The organism is Helicobacter valdiviensis (assembly GCF_003245365.1).
In the GTDB taxonomy this organism is placed as follows: Bacteria; Campylobacterota; Campylobacteria; order Campylobacterales; family Helicobacteraceae; genus Helicobacter_D; species Helicobacter_D valdiviensis.
This window is the reverse complement of record NZ_NBIU01000012.1, coordinates 1-15,142: the sequence shown is the minus strand read 5'-3', so window position 1 is coordinate 15,142 and position 15,142 is coordinate 1. Positions and strand designations below refer to the sequence as shown.

Here is a 15,142-nt window from a genome sequence, read left to right as displayed (position 1 = left end):
GGAGAAAAGATGAAAAATATACTTTTATTAAATGGAGCTAAAAGTTTTGGGCATTCTGGTGGGAAATTAAATGATACCTTGCATGAAGTGGCAAAAGAAAGTCTTTTAAATTTGGGATTAAATATCGATGAAACACATATTGACAAGGGCTATGACATAGAAAAAGAAGTCGCAAAAATCTTAAATTCTGATGCGATCATCTATCAAATGCCTGGTTGGTGGATGGGTGAGCCTTGGATAGTGAAAAAATACATCGATGATGTTTTCACCGCAGGACATGGAAGACTTTACGCAAATGATGGCAGAAGCAGAGATGATATAAACAAAAAATACGGCAGCGGTGGGCTTGTGAAAGATAAAAAATATATGTTTTCTCTCACTTGGAATGCACCGCTTGAAGCCTTTGAGGACAAGGCGCAGTTTTTTGAAGGTGTGGGCGTGGATGGAGTGTATTTGCATTTACACAAAGCAAATCAGTTTTTGGGTATGAGTGCTTTGCCTACTTTTATTTGTAATGATGTGATTAAAAATCCACAGGTGGAAAAATATATCAAAGATTATAAAGAACATTTATTGAAAGTGTTTCAAATCTAAAAGGCGATTAATTGCCTTTTGGGAAAATATTTTTAAAATTAATTTGGAGGGTGCTATAATCTATATTTTTACAAGGAGGAAAAATGCAAGTCGATATACAAGGCAACACACAAAAGCATATTAATTTCATAAAAATAGTAGCACTTAGTAGTATAGGGCTTTGTTTGTTGGCTTTTTTTGTGGGTATTGCATGGAGTTTTATTTTTGGTGTGTTTTTAGGCTTAGCATCTGTAGTAAGTTTTTTAGCCGCTATTTATGGGGTTACAAAGCATTCAAGTGCGAAGGGTTTATTGGTTAATTTTTTTATAATTGTTTTGATTTTTATTATTTTTATAGCTTCTAGTATGGAGTTTAGGGTTAATTTAGATATGGTGCGTTATATGGCTTATAAATTAAGCTATTTTAGTCCTTATGCTATTATATTTTTATTCATGTTTGCCTGTGTGATTTTTATCCCCTTTAAGAATCTGCATGATGAACTTGCAAGAGTAACTTCTCAAAAAACTTTTATCTATGCTTTTTGGTGTTATCCTATAGAATTTTTTCTTTTGATAGCTTTTTCATTCTTTGTAAGAATTCATTATGAGATGATCTATAGATTAGAATTTGTAGCATTATTTTTACTTTTCATCAATGCGATTTTTTATACCATTGCTTGGGGTGGGATAAAAAAGCTTTCTTGTGAGCCTAAAGAATGTCAAAAGTATCAAACTTATAAAGGCAATTTAGCTTTTGTAAAAATACTTTTTGCTTTGGTTGGGATCTTGTTTGTATGCAATGTCTTGCCTGTATTTAGATATTATATGGGGATTTTTAGTATTATGGTGGCATTTATTGGGCTTATAGCCTGTGTTTTATTGGCAAAAAATACTAAAAAATGGCTTTTAGTATTGTATTGGGTGCTTTTGTATTTGCCTTCATTTACCTCCTTAGTTTATTATGTATCATATGCTGAATGGTTTTTTGTGATACTTAATGTCGTTGCAATCTTGTTTTATCTACACCTTAGCAAAATTACTCAAGTAGAGCCTTTTAAGATGATTGGATATATTTATGCAGGTTTATTTTTTATCACAATATTATTAGCCATCGTGCTAGGGGATATTAATTTTGCATTCTCAACCCCTACAATGTTTCAATTGGTCGCATTGAAAGACTTACTTGTGGGTGTATTGTTTATACTTGGAGCTTTGATGATGAAAAAAGACAAGATGAGTTTTTGAAGGCGTTAGCGTGGATGGAGTGTATTTGCATTTACACAAGGCAAATCAGTTTTTGGGTATGAGTGTTTTGCCTACTTTTATTTGTAATGATGTGATCAAAAATCCACAAGCACAAAATTATATCAAAGATTATAAAGAATATTTATAAAAGTATTTGGAAATTAAGGAAGTTTAGGGGGTTTTAAAATCTTTAAGAGGTAAAAATAAGATTTTTTAAAATTATATTGATATCAATGATGTTTAAAGATTTAAAAAGTATTTTCTTGTAAAATCATCTTTCATAAAATTTTTAAAAAGATAAATAGATGGATAAAGAAAATATAAATAATTTTAAAGACTTTAAACGGCGAATTATTTTGATGATGGAATTTTTGAAGCAATATTTAGGAGTGATAAGTGCTGGTATTATTTTTATAAGTTTTGCTTTAGGAGTTTGGATTTTAATCCAGTATTTTCTTTTTACTATTAATTTTAGACCTGATTTTAGTAAAGATTTGATTATTACTAATATTTTTCTAACAGCTTGGATTGGGATTGTATTTGTTCCATTTTTTATTATTTTTTATATCGCACCTTTATTCTTTTTTAAAGAAATTTTGAAAAATATTTCTAAACTTGAAAATTGGCGTAGTGTTTGTTTTATATTTTTGCCTGCGATATTATCTAGTATTGGGGTTTTTTTGATTATTTATTTTTTAGATGATATTGCTAACAACTTTCCAAATTTAAAATCTTTCATATATATTATGGCTTCTATTTTACCTTTTGTTGTTGCTTCGTTGTTTTTATTTGGTATAAAAAAATTTTTCATAAAAGAATTTGGCTCTAGTGTTGTATTATTCTTTGTAAATTTATATATTTTATTTTGTGGGTTTTGCTTTATTGTTTTATTTTTTAAAATACAAGATATTTTTAATTTAATATTTGCGTATATTCTATACTATGCAGTTGCTTTTGTGTTGTTTTTTATCATTCATAAAAAATATACTTTATTATTCGCTACTATATTTGCATTTATTTTGGCAGTTATTATGCTAAACCCTTACATTGTTAGAGTAAGTAAAATAGGCAATTACAATCAAAGTTTTATGCTTTATAATAAAACTGAAGTTAAAGAATTATTGGGTTTATATCATATTCCTATTTTTAAAGAAAATAATGCAACTTTGATTGTAAAAGACTTGCATATACTTTCAAATATTGGAGAAAGTTATTTGATTAAAAATGATAAAAATGATACCTTTTCATTGGATAAAAAAAGTATTTTTAGTATTTTAAATGCTAAAAATTTAAACAAGATAGAATGAATTTTTTGAGACTTTATAAATATTTTTGCTAGGGAGGGAAAATGCAAGATAACACACAAAAGTCTATTGAGTTCATAAAAATAGCAGGAATCGGTAGTGAAGTGCTTTGTTTGTTGGCTTTTTTTGTGGGTATTGCATGGAGTTTTATTTTTGGTGTGCTTTTAGGCTTAGCATCTGTAGTAAGTTTTTTAGCCGCTATTTATGGGGTTGCAAAGCATTCAAGTGCGAAGGGTTTATTTGTTAATTTTTTTGCAATTATTTTTATTGTAATTATGATGAGTATTGGGGGATTTAGTGAGATAGAATTTTATTTAGAGCCTGCTATACCTGATTTAAAACCCAAAAGGTCACCTTTGGAGCCTGCTATATGTGGAATAACATTCTTATGTGCTTTTGTTTGTGCTATTTTTATACCACTCAAGAATTTGCATTATGAACTTTCAAGAGTAACTTTTCAAAAAATCTTTGTTTATGCTTTTTGGTGTGTGATAGTAGGAATTTTATTTTTAGTTTTTGTAATTTTGATAGAAAATGAAACAACCGCACTTGTTTTATTATGCGTTGTTCTTGTTTTGATGCTTTTTAGTCTCATTTACTATCTTATTGCTTTTGTGCGGTTAAATAGGCTTTCTTGTGGTCTTGTTAAAGATATTCAAAAATATCAAAATTATGGAGGTAATTTAACTCTTATAAAAATATTTTTTGTATTAATGGGGTTTTATTATTTATGTGTGGAATTATTTATGATATTGGACTTATTTGAAAAATTTCCAACATTTGAATTTGTGGGATATTTTGGTTATGTGGCTCTAATTATGGGGCTTATGGCTTGTATATTGCTAAGTAAAAATACTAAAAATTGGCTTTTAACATTTTATTTTGTAATTTGGATGATTGTGTCGCTTTTGGGCATGATGATATTTATGATATTTGATGTTATCAATTTTTATGTTGATTCTAGTGTAAATAGAATCATTGATGGTATCTTTAATGTTGTTTCTAGTATTTTTTTATTTTTGTTTGCCGTAAGGCTTAATAAAATAGCTAATGTGGAGTTTTTTAAAATTTCTTCTTTTATTGAAGCAGGTTGTATTTTGTCTTTAATTGTTGTAATGTTTGTAGATGCTCAATATGTAATTTATTCTTTTATGGATTATATGTCTTTGATGTTTTGCGTATTTTTTATACTTGGAGCTTTGATGATGAAAAAAGACAAAATGAGTTTTTGAAGACTTTGTAATGTAAAAAAGCAATTAAAAAAAACTAAAGAAGTTTTAATGTAGAATAGTTTTGCATTTTGCAAATATTCATTTAAAAGGAAGAATATGTATTCATTGAGAAAATTACCATTTGATGAAATTAAAGATTTTATTAGCAAGGAAACCTGTGAGTTTCATTATGGAAAGCATCACCAAACTTATGTAAATAACCTTAACAATCTCATTAAGGGCACAGAATTTGAAAATGCGTCTTTGTATGAGATTGTAACAAAGGCTCAAGGTGGAATTTTTAATAATGCTGCACAAGTTTATAATCATGATTTTTACTGGGATTGTGTAAGTCCTAATGCTACACAAATGAGCGAAGAGCTAAAAGGTGCGATTGATGAAACTTTTGGTAGCTTTGAGAAATTTAAAGAGAGTTTTTTAAATTCTGCTACTACTCTTTTTGGTTCTGGGTGGTGTTGGGTAGTGTATAATCCCAATACTAAAAAGCTAGAAATCGTGCAAACAAGTAATGCACAAACTCCTGTAACTAACGGACTTATTCCAATTTTGGTAGTAGATGTGTGGGAACATGCTTATTATATTGGCTTTAGAAATGCACGCCCAAGCTATTTAGAAAAATTCTTTAGTCATATTAATTGGGAATTTGTTTCAAAAAGTTTAGAATGGGCTAAAAAAGAGGGCTTAGGTTCTGTTAATTTTTATATGAATTCTTTGCATTCTTGAGATTTAGAAGCATTATGCTTCTAAATTCTGTATAAGAGGCTTTAAAAAATTGCTCACTGCTTTTAATGCTTTTTCTTCATTGAATTTAGATAGCAAACAGTCACTTTTTAAGCTATCTTCACAGCCACTACGCCCACAAGGGACACAAGAGAGTTCTTCTTGATAAATTTGATGTTTTCCCATTTTTTGCAAACCTCCTTTGTGTTCATAAGTGCAGTTTTTCAAGGAGTTATCCCAAGGCCCCCAAAAATCAGCAAAAGAAGGACCAAAAAAGGCAAAAGTAGGAGTATTATTAGCAGCACTTAAGTGCATAATGCTTGTATCCACTCCAATAAAAGCAAGAGCTTTAGAATTAAGTAAAGACACTTCTTTTAGGCTTAAATTTCCTTCAAAAATAATAATCTCATTTTTGATAAATTTTTTAATTTCTTGAATATTGGCAATTTCTTGTGGATTGTTAGAAGCAGTTAAAATGCAGGGAATTTTAAAGGCTTCTATAATGAAATCAAGTAATTTAGCATAGAATTTAGGATTTAGGCATTTATAGCTCCAATCGCTAAAAAAATGCAGATGGATAAAATTTTTAGGCAAGTTTTCTAGTTTTTTAGAGCTTTGTAGCTTTGGGGGTAGAACTTCAATGGAGGTAATTTTAATGTCTAAAATCCTTAGAGCATCAAGGTTGGATTGGATATTGTGCTGGGATTTATAAGAGAGTTTATGGGTGTAGATATTTTTAGCCCAAAAAGATGAGGGAGGGAAACCTACTTTAACTTTAGCACCACTCCAAAAACTTAAAAAAGCTGTTCTTTCTCCGCCCATTAATCCAAAGACAATATCATATTTTTCTTTTTGAATTGCATAAAGAAGGGAAATTTCACTCTTTAAACGCAATAATGGATTTTTATGGCGTTTTAGAGTGTGGATTTTATTTAAATGCGTTGTGTCTAAAATTCCTTCTGTGCCGTAATTTACTAATATATCTATTTGGCAATTTTTAAAATGATTTTTAAGGTTCAAAAACATAGGGCTTGTTAAAAGCACATCGCCAATTTTATTGAGTTTGATGAGTAGAATTTTCATAGTTTTTCGCTTTTATTAAGAGCATCAAGCTTTAAATATTTCCAAAAGGCAGTTTGTGCATTATAAGCACTAATGATAAAGCCAATTTTGCCTTGCATAAATCCTTTTTGCAAGAAAAAATTCCTAAAAAAATACCAAGAGGAATGGAGCAGGGCTTTTTTAAGGCTAGATTGTTTTTTGCCACAATTTTGCATTGCAAAAAGTGTAGAATATTTTTGCATTTTATCTAAAAAAGCTTCCAAATTTTCATAAGGATAGTGTGAAATATGTCCTTTTAAATCAATAACTTTAAGGGGTTTGTTGCTTAAAGGCACAATGGCTTCATGGACTTTGTTTTGATTGAATTCATAAAAATCTTTGTGATAAAGTCCAATACAGCGATCATTTCCCCAACCACAGCTATAAATGTAAGTATCTTGAAAATAATTTTTTACATCATAAGAATAACAAAAAGTAGGCGATAAATCTTTGTTTAAAATTTCATCAATAAGTGTTTTTGAAGCAATTTCATCACTATCAATGGTTAAAATCCAAGAATTTTTGGCAAGTTTGCTTCCTAAGGCTTTCATGGCACCAAAACCTATAAATTCATGAAAATGAATGCTAACATTACTAAAACTTTTGGCAATTGTTAGGGTTTCATCTTTTGAGCCATTATCTAAAATCACAACTTCATCAAGTTCTTTCAAAGCCTCCAAGACTTTTTTTAAGAGGCGTGCGGAATTTTTAGTAAGAATTACAGCTGAAATTTTATTCATATTTTTTCCTATAAATTTCTTCATATTGGTTTTTAAATTTTCTATGAAACCATAGCCAATCTTTAGGGTTTTCTCTAATTGCCTTTTCTAAAACATCGCTTTGAAGCTGTGTGAGATTATGGATTTCTTCTCTTGAATCTTCACCATTTTTTGGCAAAATGGGAGGATAGATAGTAAAAAGATGTTTAGAATAATTGCTAGAATAAGATACAAAGCAAGGTAAAATAATACCATCAAACTTTCTTGCAAGCATAGAGGCAATGGGAGTATGACGCACATTTTTATTGAAAAATTTTACAAGTTCGCCATCTTTGTTGGCAGTATTTTGATCGCTTACTATGCCAATGATTTCATGATTACGCAAAGCTTTAATAAGTGAGGGGGCTACACCTTTTTTATCTAGAATTTTAATGTTGAAGCGTTCTCTTACTTTATAGAGATATTCATTAATAAGTGGGTAGGGTGTCATTCTGGCCACTGCAGTGATAGGTAGATTGAAGTGGCAAGTAAAAATGGGTGTGGCATATTCCCAATTTCCAAAATGTGCTGTAACAAAAATAATAGGTTTTTTGGAATCTAGTGCTTCTTGTATAAAGTGGGAATTTTGCAATGTGCTGGATTTTAAAATTTGCTCTTTAGAGCTTACGCCAAGCATAAAAAATCCAATAGCGTTATAAACAATATTTAGGTAATTTGTAAAGATGATTTCTTGTTTTTGTTTTTTGGGTAAATTGCCACAATAGGCGAATTCTAAATTTGCTAAAATATCGTTTTTACGCTTTTTGTCAAGTTTGTAGAGTATAAAAGCGATACCTTTAGCCAATCCTAAACGCATAAAATGGGGCATATATAAAAAGAAATATCCAAGGCTATTAAAGAAAGTAAAAAGAAGCATTTTTTTAAATTTCATAAGACTTCCTTTAAAAGAGATTGCGCTAAAGAAAAAATATCTATAGGTTGAATGTTTTGTATACTAAAGTCTTTCTTGTCGTAGTTTGCATTTTTATTGGCTTCTAGGCTTAGATTGATTTTGGTTTGGAGTGAAAATCTAGCTTTAGGAGTTGCTCCAAAGAGCGTAATGGAAGGGATAGAGAGTGCCCAAGCTAGATGTGTAATGCCTGTATCTCCTCCAATTACTAAATCCATATTTGCAAGTAGAGATTTTACTTCTTTTAGGTTTAAAGAATGGATGGAATAGTAGTTTTGGCTTTGTGGAAGAGGGGTCTTGTGTGAAAGTAAGATGGGCTTAATTTTAAGAGTGTTAAAAAGTTTAGCAAGTTCTAAAAAGGAATTGAGCGGATAGGTTTTATTGAGTTTGGAGGTTTCTAAAACAAAAAGAACTTTTTTAGGAGTTTGTGAAAAAAAGTCTTGTTTTTGATGGCCTAAAAAGTTTTTAGAAGCCAAGAGTTGCTCTAGAGTAGGATATTGCAAGCCAAATGCTAAAAATGCAAGTTTTGCATTGCGTAATAAAATATGTTCTTCATAGGGAGAGTGGATTTTTTTTGTATAAAAAAGAGAAGCTAGAGGTTCTTTGATACTTTTTCTATCAAAACCGATAAAATTTTTAGAGGGTAAAATTTTCCCAATGATTGCAGATTTTAAGAGGCCTTGCAAGTCTAGCACATAATCATATTTTTCTTTTTTTAGAGTTTTGTAGATTGCAAAGAGTTGTTTAAAGTTTTTGGTTTGTATGCTTTGCTTTAGGGGTAGGGGAATAACTTTGTGTATTAGTGGAGAATCTTCTAGGATTTCTGCAAAAATGCTATCTACATACCAATGTAAAGTAATGTTGGGTTCTATTTCATAAAGGCATTTTAAAAATAAAGGCAGAATGCTAGCACTATGGATAATATCTCCCATAGCACTTAATCTTACAATAGCAATTTTTAGCATATATCAAGCTTGAAAAGATTTGGAATAGAGAGTTTTTTGAGTTTTTCTTCTAAAGTGTGTGTGGGATTTTTTAGGGTAATGATAGTTTCAAATCCACAATCTTTGCAAGAAATCTCAAGAGTTTTTGGATTTTTATGGTAGCTTAAAATATCGCTTAGGCTCAAGAGAAAATTAAGGATATTTAGAGTTTCAAAAGGTGGTAAAAGCTCTTTAAATTCTAAGTTCTGCGGGATTTTTTTGTTGTTAAATTTAATAAGTGTGGCAATTAGTAGCCTATCTTTATGAGTGAGTGCATAATTTAGTGTATTAAAGACAAAATAACTTCCATGGTGGTTTTTTTCATAAAAATTTAATGCAATTCCTATATCACAAAGCTCTGCTGCGATAAGAATATGTTTGTAAAAGGGCTCTAGGTATTCATAATTTAGGGTTTTTATGAGTCTTGAAAGGAGTATTTTTGTGGTTTTTGATTTGTGGGGATTGTTGATAAACCTGTCTTTAATGCTTCTTAAGCTTGGATTAAAATTTGGTGGGAAAATGCCATTATTGTGTCTTAAAAGATCGTGCAAAAATACTCCCTCTCTTACTCCAACACCACTTGTAACTACGCATTCTGCACCAAAATTTTCTAAAGCAAGATGGAAGATTAAAGCGCCCCCTTGAATGGAGTCTAGTCTATCTTCTTTAATATTGTATTTTAAAAGATCTTTTTGATTGGAAGTATAAAGAGTTTTAAAAAAATCCTGATAGGTATCAAAATTATATTCAAATGCATGGAGAGTATCTAGGGGGTAATTGATTTGCTTTTGAATGGATTTGCTTAAAGCTCTTGCAGTTCCACCAATGCCGAAAATTCTTTTGTGCTTAAAATGCTTAGGAAGTTTGCTTAAGTGTTCTAGCACAAATTCTCTTGCGCCTTTATAATCGCTTTTATCAAAAAAGAGCTCTTTTAGTCTAATAGTGCCAAGATTGAGCGAAATTTTATCTATGATTTTATTGTTTTGTATGAGGGCGCATTCTGTGCTACCTCCACCAATATCAATTGTAATCCCTTCTTGATAGGGTAATAGATTAAGTGCTGCTAAGGCTCCATAATAGGCTTCTTTATCTCCATCAATGATTTTGATATTAAGGCCAATTTTTCTAGCAAGTGCTAAAAAATAGGCTTTATTGGGTGCATCTCTTAGTGCAGAGGTTGCAACGCAAAGGATTTTTCTGGCTTTATGTATCTTTGCAATAAATAAAAAATCACTTAATGCATTGATGGCTCTTTGCATAGGGATTTCTTGCAAATAACCTTGATTTTGGTAGCTAGATTCAGAAATTCTTACTTTGCTTTTGGTTTCATAAAGGAGGTGAAAGCCAAAATGGCTTGTTTTTTCAAAAATAGCCATTCTGGCTGAATTGGAACCAATATCAATAACTGCAGTGATTTTTGCCATTTATGCTTAGCTGTCCTTATTGATTTGGGAGTGCTTGTATTTTAGCTCTTCTAGCGTTTCTACATTGTCAGGATCAGGGACAATAACATCTACAGGACACACAGAAACGCAAGCTGGCTCATCATAAAAGCCATAACATTCTGTGCAGAGTTCAGGATCAATGATGTAAAAAGGATCACCTTCCTCAATTGCAGAGTTTGGGCACTCTTCTAAACAGGCATCGCATGCAATGCAATCTTCAAGAATCATTAAAGACATAGTAAGCTCCTAAAATTTAATTTCAAGAAAATAAAAAGAGTTTTTAGCTAAAAGAATATAAAAAATAACTTAAAAAGTGTAAAATTATAATGTTTCTTGAGTGCAAAAATAAACGAGTGTAAAAAGTGCAAGGAAATATTTTGTAGAATAATTTTGAAATTTAGCTTTAGGAGTTTTTAGTTTGAGGAATATTGTTTTGCTTGGTGGAAGTAATTCTGTGATGGTAGATGGATTGCAAAAAGGCGTAAAAGAAGGGGTGGAGAATTATAATAGAAATTCTTCGCAAGAGAGATTGGAGGTTTATAATTTTGCAGTGGGAAGTTGCACTGCTATTCAAAATCTTTATGAGTTAAAGAGAGAGAAAAATCAAGAAGTATTTAAAAATACAGAATTAATTATAACCGAGTCAAATATTAATGAGATTGCTAATAATGCTTCAGAACATGAAAAATTACCTTTAGAGCTTATTTATAGAAATTTAAATTGGTTTTATAAAGAGCTTTATTTTTTGAAAAAAAAGGTGGTTTCTATTCTTTTGCCAATGCAAATAGGAAATTATAAAATTATTAACAATATCCACAAAATGCTTTGCAAACAATATGGAATTAATTGCGTTGATATGCAAGAATATTATAAAGAGCATAATATTGAAGAATTTGGAAACAGAATTGACTCCACTCATCAGCAAGCTAGGATTATGTGTGAATTTGGAAAAAATCTTATAAAAGCTATTAGAGATTTTAAAGAGACTAAAAGTCTAGAATTCATTAATGATAATCCTAAATTTAGTTTTTGTAATGCTAATCAATTAGAAATCATCAAAGGTGCATTAGAAAAAATAGAAGTTCAAAATTCTATGTATCAAGAGAAGGTATATAGAGTCCATAAAGATGTAAAGCTAAAAATTCCTAATCTATTTGAAAATTTTCATTTAATTGCTTTGCATACTTGGAACACCAAAAGCAATTGGAAGAAAGAATGGGGTGATACTTGTAAAAATGTATTTAGAAACTATTCAAGCCTTGAAATTTGCAATAAAGAAGAAAGTATTGTTAAAGAAAATAATCTGTTTGTAAATGTAGTGGAAATACAAAGGGATTTTGTGGTGGATAAAGAAAGCTATGTGGCTTTAAATGTTGATAAACCGTGTAATGAGAGATTTAATGCGGCTATGAGCTGGTATTCTGATTCTAAAAAATTAGAATTTTGTGATCTTATTTCGTTTTTTCTTGCTTCACCTAATGGAAATTATCACAATGGGGAAATAGATTTTGAAAAATTAGCCAATGAGAATATAGAAATTGAAAAAGATTATAACTTTAATCATCTAATCCCGCCTATCAAGTTATATCAAGAGATTATAGAAGAGTATTGTGAAAAAATGGGTTTAACTGCTAAAAGTATTGCAAATAATGTTGATTTAGCGACTGCTAGAGTTTGCAATCATCTCTCTTATAAACTTGGTGAGGCAATCCGATATAATTTAGGATGGAAAATGATAAGACTAGTTTTTATAGCTCCTTATATTGTTAAAAAACACAAAAGAGAGCAAATAGGAGAATTAAAGAAGAAACCTTTAGAAGCTTATGTGGATTATAAAAATGCTTTAATGATACAAAATAGCTTAACTTACAAACTAGGAGCAGCACTCATAAAAGCAAATAATGTGCGGGGGGGGGGGCGAATATTTGCATACATTGGCTTCCTAAAAGAAGTGCGTAGGTTATATAGGGAGCATAAGGAGAAATGATTTTCTATATTGAAATATTGTAAAAATATGAAGTTGTTATAATTTTTATAGATACTTTTTATTTGGGAAAATTAAGTAGAAAAATAGATGAGTTAAATACCAAAGTTTTTTACTTTGGTATTTAATTTTTAAGGTTATTTTTCTAAACTCTTCATATCAATCACATAGCGAAATTTTGCTTTGCCACTTGTGAGATTTTCATAAGCTTCATTGATTTTATCTATGCTTATAATTTCAGTTTCTGGATAAATTTCATGCTTTAGTGAAAAATCCATCATTTCTTGAGTTTCTTTAATCCCACCAATAAGCGAACCATACACCTTTTTATTTGCGGCAAATACAAGGCGTGTAAGATCTGTTGGCACAGCTTCACCAACTGGTGGAAGCCCAACTATTGCCATTTCACCACCATTTTTTAGCAAATTTACATATTCCATTGGATCGTATTTTGTAGGAATAGTTGAAATGATTAAATCAAATCTTTCATTTACATTTTGTGTGCTGTCATAAAGCTTTGTTACACCAAGTTTTTTAGCTTCAGATTCTTTGTTTTTATTCCTTGCAAAAACATAAACTTCAGCGCCCATTTGCAAAGCATATTTTACAGCCATTACACCAAGCCCACCAAATCCAGCTACCGCAACTTTATCACCCTTTTTTACACCGCTAAATTTTAATGGAGAATAAGTTGTAATCCCAGCACAAAGTAAAGGTGCAACCTTATCAAGTGGTGCATTTTGTGGCACATTAATAGCAAATTTTTCACTCACTACAATATTATTAGAATATCCGCCAAAGGTTGGTTCATTATCATGAAAACAATCATGGCAATCATAAGTAAAGATTGTCTTGCCATTTTCACAAAATTGCTCATTTGAAGCCCTGCAAGCTTCGCACTCTCCACAAGAATTTACCATACAACCAACACCCGCATAATCACCTACTTTAAATTTACTCACCTTTGCACCCACTGCAACTACTTTTCCAGCTATTTCATGTCCAGGTACCATAGGATAAATCCCTTCTTTCCATTCACTTCTTGCAGAATGAATATCGCTGTGGCAGATTCCTGCATATAAAATTTCAATTAAAATATCATTTTCTCCTAGTGGATGGCGAGAAAAAGAAAAAGGTTTGAAGCTATCGCTTTTATGTGCTACTGCATAGCCTTTGGCACTTATTCTTTTGCCACTCTTTGCTTCATCTAAATTGGAATCTAAAAGCATATTTACTCCTTGTAGTTTAGTTTTAGAAATTATACAACATTAGAGTTGCTATTAGTCAAGAGCAAAAAAGTAATTTAAGTAAAAAAATGTTTCCAAATTTTTCTTTAAAAATAAAAATTAAAGTATTTTTGTGTATTTTTTACTCTATTTATATGGCAAATTACCTATTTATTTTCATTTATCGTTCATTTACTAATAATAGACTTGACTTTTTAAGATAAAAGGAATAGACTTAAACATAAATAAGTTAAAAAGGATTAATTATGAAAAAGTTTTCAATAGTATTAGCGGGTTTATTGCTTGCTACAAGTTGTATTTATGCGCTTGATGAACAACTAGAGAAAGATAAAAAAGAAACTGGAATTAAGCTAGAAGCAGTAGAATGGAAAACTCCAGAGGCTTTAAATGCGGATGGAACGATTGATGAAACTAAAATGCCAAAAAATTCTAAATATTCAGAAATGGTTATTTTAGGCAATAAAATTCTAAATCAAACAACTTGGTATGTAGGACCACAGGCAAAAGATAAGAAGAAGCAGTTTGCAGGCAACAATCTTTCCTGTTCTAGCTGTCATGCAAAAGCAGGTAGTGTTCCAAACCAAGCAGGTTTTGTAGGAATTTGGGCGAGATTTCCACAATATAATGGTAGGGCTGATAAAATTATTACTTTGCAAGATAGGATTAATGGCTGTTTTGAACGCTCTATGAATGGTAAAAGAATGCCAGATAATGCACTAGAGATGAAAGCAATGGTAACTTATATGCAATGGCTCTCACAAGGTGTGCCAACAGGTGCTAGCACTAAGGGAGAAAGTTTGCAAAAAATTGATTATCTAAATAGGGCAGCAGATCCTAAAAAAGGTGAGGCGATTTATAATGATAAATGTGTAGCTTGCCATCAAGCAGATGGACAAGGAGTGAAGAATGGAGTTCCAGGAATGGATTATTATGCGTTCCCACCACTTTGGGGAGAAGATAGCTATAATACAGGTGCAGGAATGTATCGTCTTATTAAAGCAGCTTCGTATATTAAAGCAAATATGCCTCAAGGAGATGCGACTTTAAGTTTAGAGGAAGCCTATGATGTGGCAGCTTATATGAATTCTAAGCCACGCCCAATTAAAGCTAATCGTGAGGCAGATTTCCCAGATAGAAAAGTAAAACCTCTTGATATGGATGTAGGACCTTATGATGATAATTTTTCTACTACACAGCACAGATTTGGGCCTTATGAACCTATGCTAAAAAAATAATAACAATTGGTATATTAAAGCAATTAGGAAGCCTTTTGGCTTCTTAGTTTTTAATTCTCCTTAATTTTTAATATCTTCCTTAAATTATTTTGCTGGAACACTTGTTTGATTGCTTGTAGTAATAAAAGAGGATAAATTGCACTTCTATACTTGCTTATTGTAGTTTTTACTATTGTAAAGTATTGGGGTTAGAACAATCTATAAAAATGCTAATTTATATGCATATAATAGAGATTTTATTTATTTCTTTGCAGAGCTATAAATAATAAAAAGCCTTATTTATCACTGCTAAAATTTTAAATAGGTGAAATTTAGAATTTTATCAAAGAACAAAAACCAAAGCAAGTAATTTTGCTTTACATTGCTTAATAGTCTGCTTTATATTTATTAGGTATTTGTTAGATAT

At 30.7% G+C, this 15,142-nt stretch carries 14 protein-coding genes and 1 pseudogene; 8 read left to right on the top strand and 7 right to left on the bottom strand.

Features of this window, described 5'->3' with window-relative positions:
• The first annotated feature begins 9 nt into the window (after positions 1 to 9).
• From B6S12_RS05350 to B6S12_RS05325, 6 genes and pseudogenes are all read left to right on the top strand, one after another.
• Entirely contained in the window at positions 10 to 594 is a 585-nt protein-coding gene (locus tag B6S12_RS05350; RefSeq protein WP_111229774.1) for an NAD(P)H-dependent oxidoreductase, read from the top strand.
• An 83-nt stretch (positions 595 to 677) separates the two neighbouring features.
• Positions 678 to 1,817, top strand: coding sequence for a hypothetical protein (locus B6S12_RS05345; RefSeq protein WP_111229773.1), 1,140 nt, complete (start codon positions 678 to 680; stop codon positions 1,815 to 1,817).
• A pseudogene (locus B6S12_RS05340) lies at positions 1,813 to 1,982 on the top strand (NADPH quinone reductase MdaB); the annotation flags it as partial. The gene B6S12_RS05345 and the pseudogene B6S12_RS05340, both read left to right, overlap by 5 nt.
• A 140-nt stretch (positions 1,983 to 2,122) precedes the next feature.
• The gene (locus tag B6S12_RS05335) at positions 2,123 to 3,124 is read left to right on the top strand and encodes a hypothetical protein (protein ID WP_111229772.1); all 1,002 of its coding nucleotides are present in this window, start codon (positions 2,123 to 2,125) and stop codon (positions 3,122 to 3,124) included.
• Between the two features lie 41 nt (positions 3,125 to 3,165).
• Positions 3,166 to 4,353 (top strand): hypothetical protein, encoded by a 1,188-nt coding sequence (locus B6S12_RS05330; RefSeq protein WP_111229771.1) that lies wholly within the window; start codon positions 3,166 to 3,168, stop codon positions 4,351 to 4,353.
• A 96-nt stretch (positions 4,354 to 4,449) separates the two neighbouring features.
• The gene (locus tag B6S12_RS05325) at positions 4,450 to 5,076 is read left to right on the top strand and encodes a superoxide dismutase (protein ID WP_111229770.1); all 627 of its coding nucleotides are present in this window, start codon (positions 4,450 to 4,452) and stop codon (positions 5,074 to 5,076) included.
• A 12-nt stretch (positions 5,077 to 5,088) separates the two neighbouring features.
• Here B6S12_RS05325 and B6S12_RS05320 read toward each other — a convergent pair whose 3' ends face one another.
• The 6 genes from B6S12_RS05320 to B6S12_RS05295 are packed head-to-tail and all read right to left on the bottom strand — an operon-like array spanning position 5,089 to position 10,507.
• Entirely contained in the window at positions 5,089 to 6,156 is a 1,068-nt protein-coding gene (locus B6S12_RS05320; RefSeq protein WP_111229769.1) for a glycosyltransferase family 9 protein, read from the bottom strand.
• Positions 6,153 to 6,914, bottom strand: coding sequence for a glycosyltransferase family 2 protein (locus B6S12_RS05315; RefSeq protein WP_111229768.1), 762 nt, complete (start codon positions 6,912 to 6,914; stop codon positions 6,153 to 6,155). Before B6S12_RS05315 ends, B6S12_RS05320 begins: the two co-directional genes overlap by 4 nt.
• The gene (locus B6S12_RS05310; RefSeq protein WP_245892541.1) at positions 6,907 to 7,824 is read right to left on the bottom strand and encodes a lipid A biosynthesis lauroyl acyltransferase; all 918 of its coding nucleotides are present in this window, start codon (positions 7,822 to 7,824) and stop codon (positions 6,907 to 6,909) included. Before B6S12_RS05310 ends, B6S12_RS05315 begins: the two co-directional genes overlap by 8 nt.
• The gene (gene waaC, locus B6S12_RS05305; RefSeq protein WP_111229767.1) at positions 7,821 to 8,807 is read right to left on the bottom strand and encodes a lipopolysaccharide heptosyltransferase I; all 987 of its coding nucleotides are present in this window, start codon (positions 8,805 to 8,807) and stop codon (positions 7,821 to 7,823) included. The genes B6S12_RS05310 and waaC overlap by 4 nt, the downstream gene beginning before the upstream one ends.
• Complete coding sequence (locus B6S12_RS05300; protein WP_111229766.1) at positions 8,801 to 10,249, bottom strand: Ppx/GppA phosphatase family protein; 1,449 nt, start codon at positions 10,247 to 10,249, stop codon at positions 8,801 to 8,803. The genes waaC and B6S12_RS05300 overlap by 7 nt, the downstream gene beginning before the upstream one ends.
• Positions 10,250 to 10,255: 6 nt before the next feature.
• Positions 10,256 to 10,507 carry a YfhL family 4Fe-4S dicluster ferredoxin gene (locus B6S12_RS05295; protein WP_111229765.1) on the bottom strand — a complete coding sequence of 84 codons (252 nt, stop codon included), beginning with the start codon at positions 10,505 to 10,507 and terminating at the stop codon, positions 10,256 to 10,258.
• Positions 10,508 to 10,688: 181 nt separating this feature from the next.
• Here B6S12_RS05295 and B6S12_RS11065 point away from each other — a divergent pair, with 181 nt between their 5' ends.
• Positions 10,689 to 12,257, top strand: a complete 1,569-nt coding sequence (locus B6S12_RS11065) for a hypothetical protein (RefSeq protein WP_181450966.1) — start codon at positions 10,689 to 10,691, stop codon at positions 12,255 to 12,257.
• 134 nt (positions 12,258 to 12,391) lie between these two features.
• Here the strand turns inward: B6S12_RS11065 and B6S12_RS05280 are convergent, their stop codons facing one another.
• Positions 12,392 to 13,483, bottom strand: a complete 1,092-nt coding sequence (locus B6S12_RS05280) for an NAD(P)-dependent alcohol dehydrogenase (RefSeq protein WP_111229764.1) — start codon at positions 13,481 to 13,483, stop codon at positions 12,392 to 12,394.
• Between the two features lie 263 nt (positions 13,484 to 13,746).
• On the opposite strand from B6S12_RS05280, the gene B6S12_RS05275 reads away from it, so the two are divergent.
• Positions 13,747 to 14,736 (top strand): c-type cytochrome, encoded by a 990-nt coding sequence (locus tag B6S12_RS05275; protein WP_111229763.1) that lies wholly within the window; start codon positions 13,747 to 13,749, stop codon positions 14,734 to 14,736.
• Positions 14,737 to 15,142 lie beyond the last annotated feature (406 nt).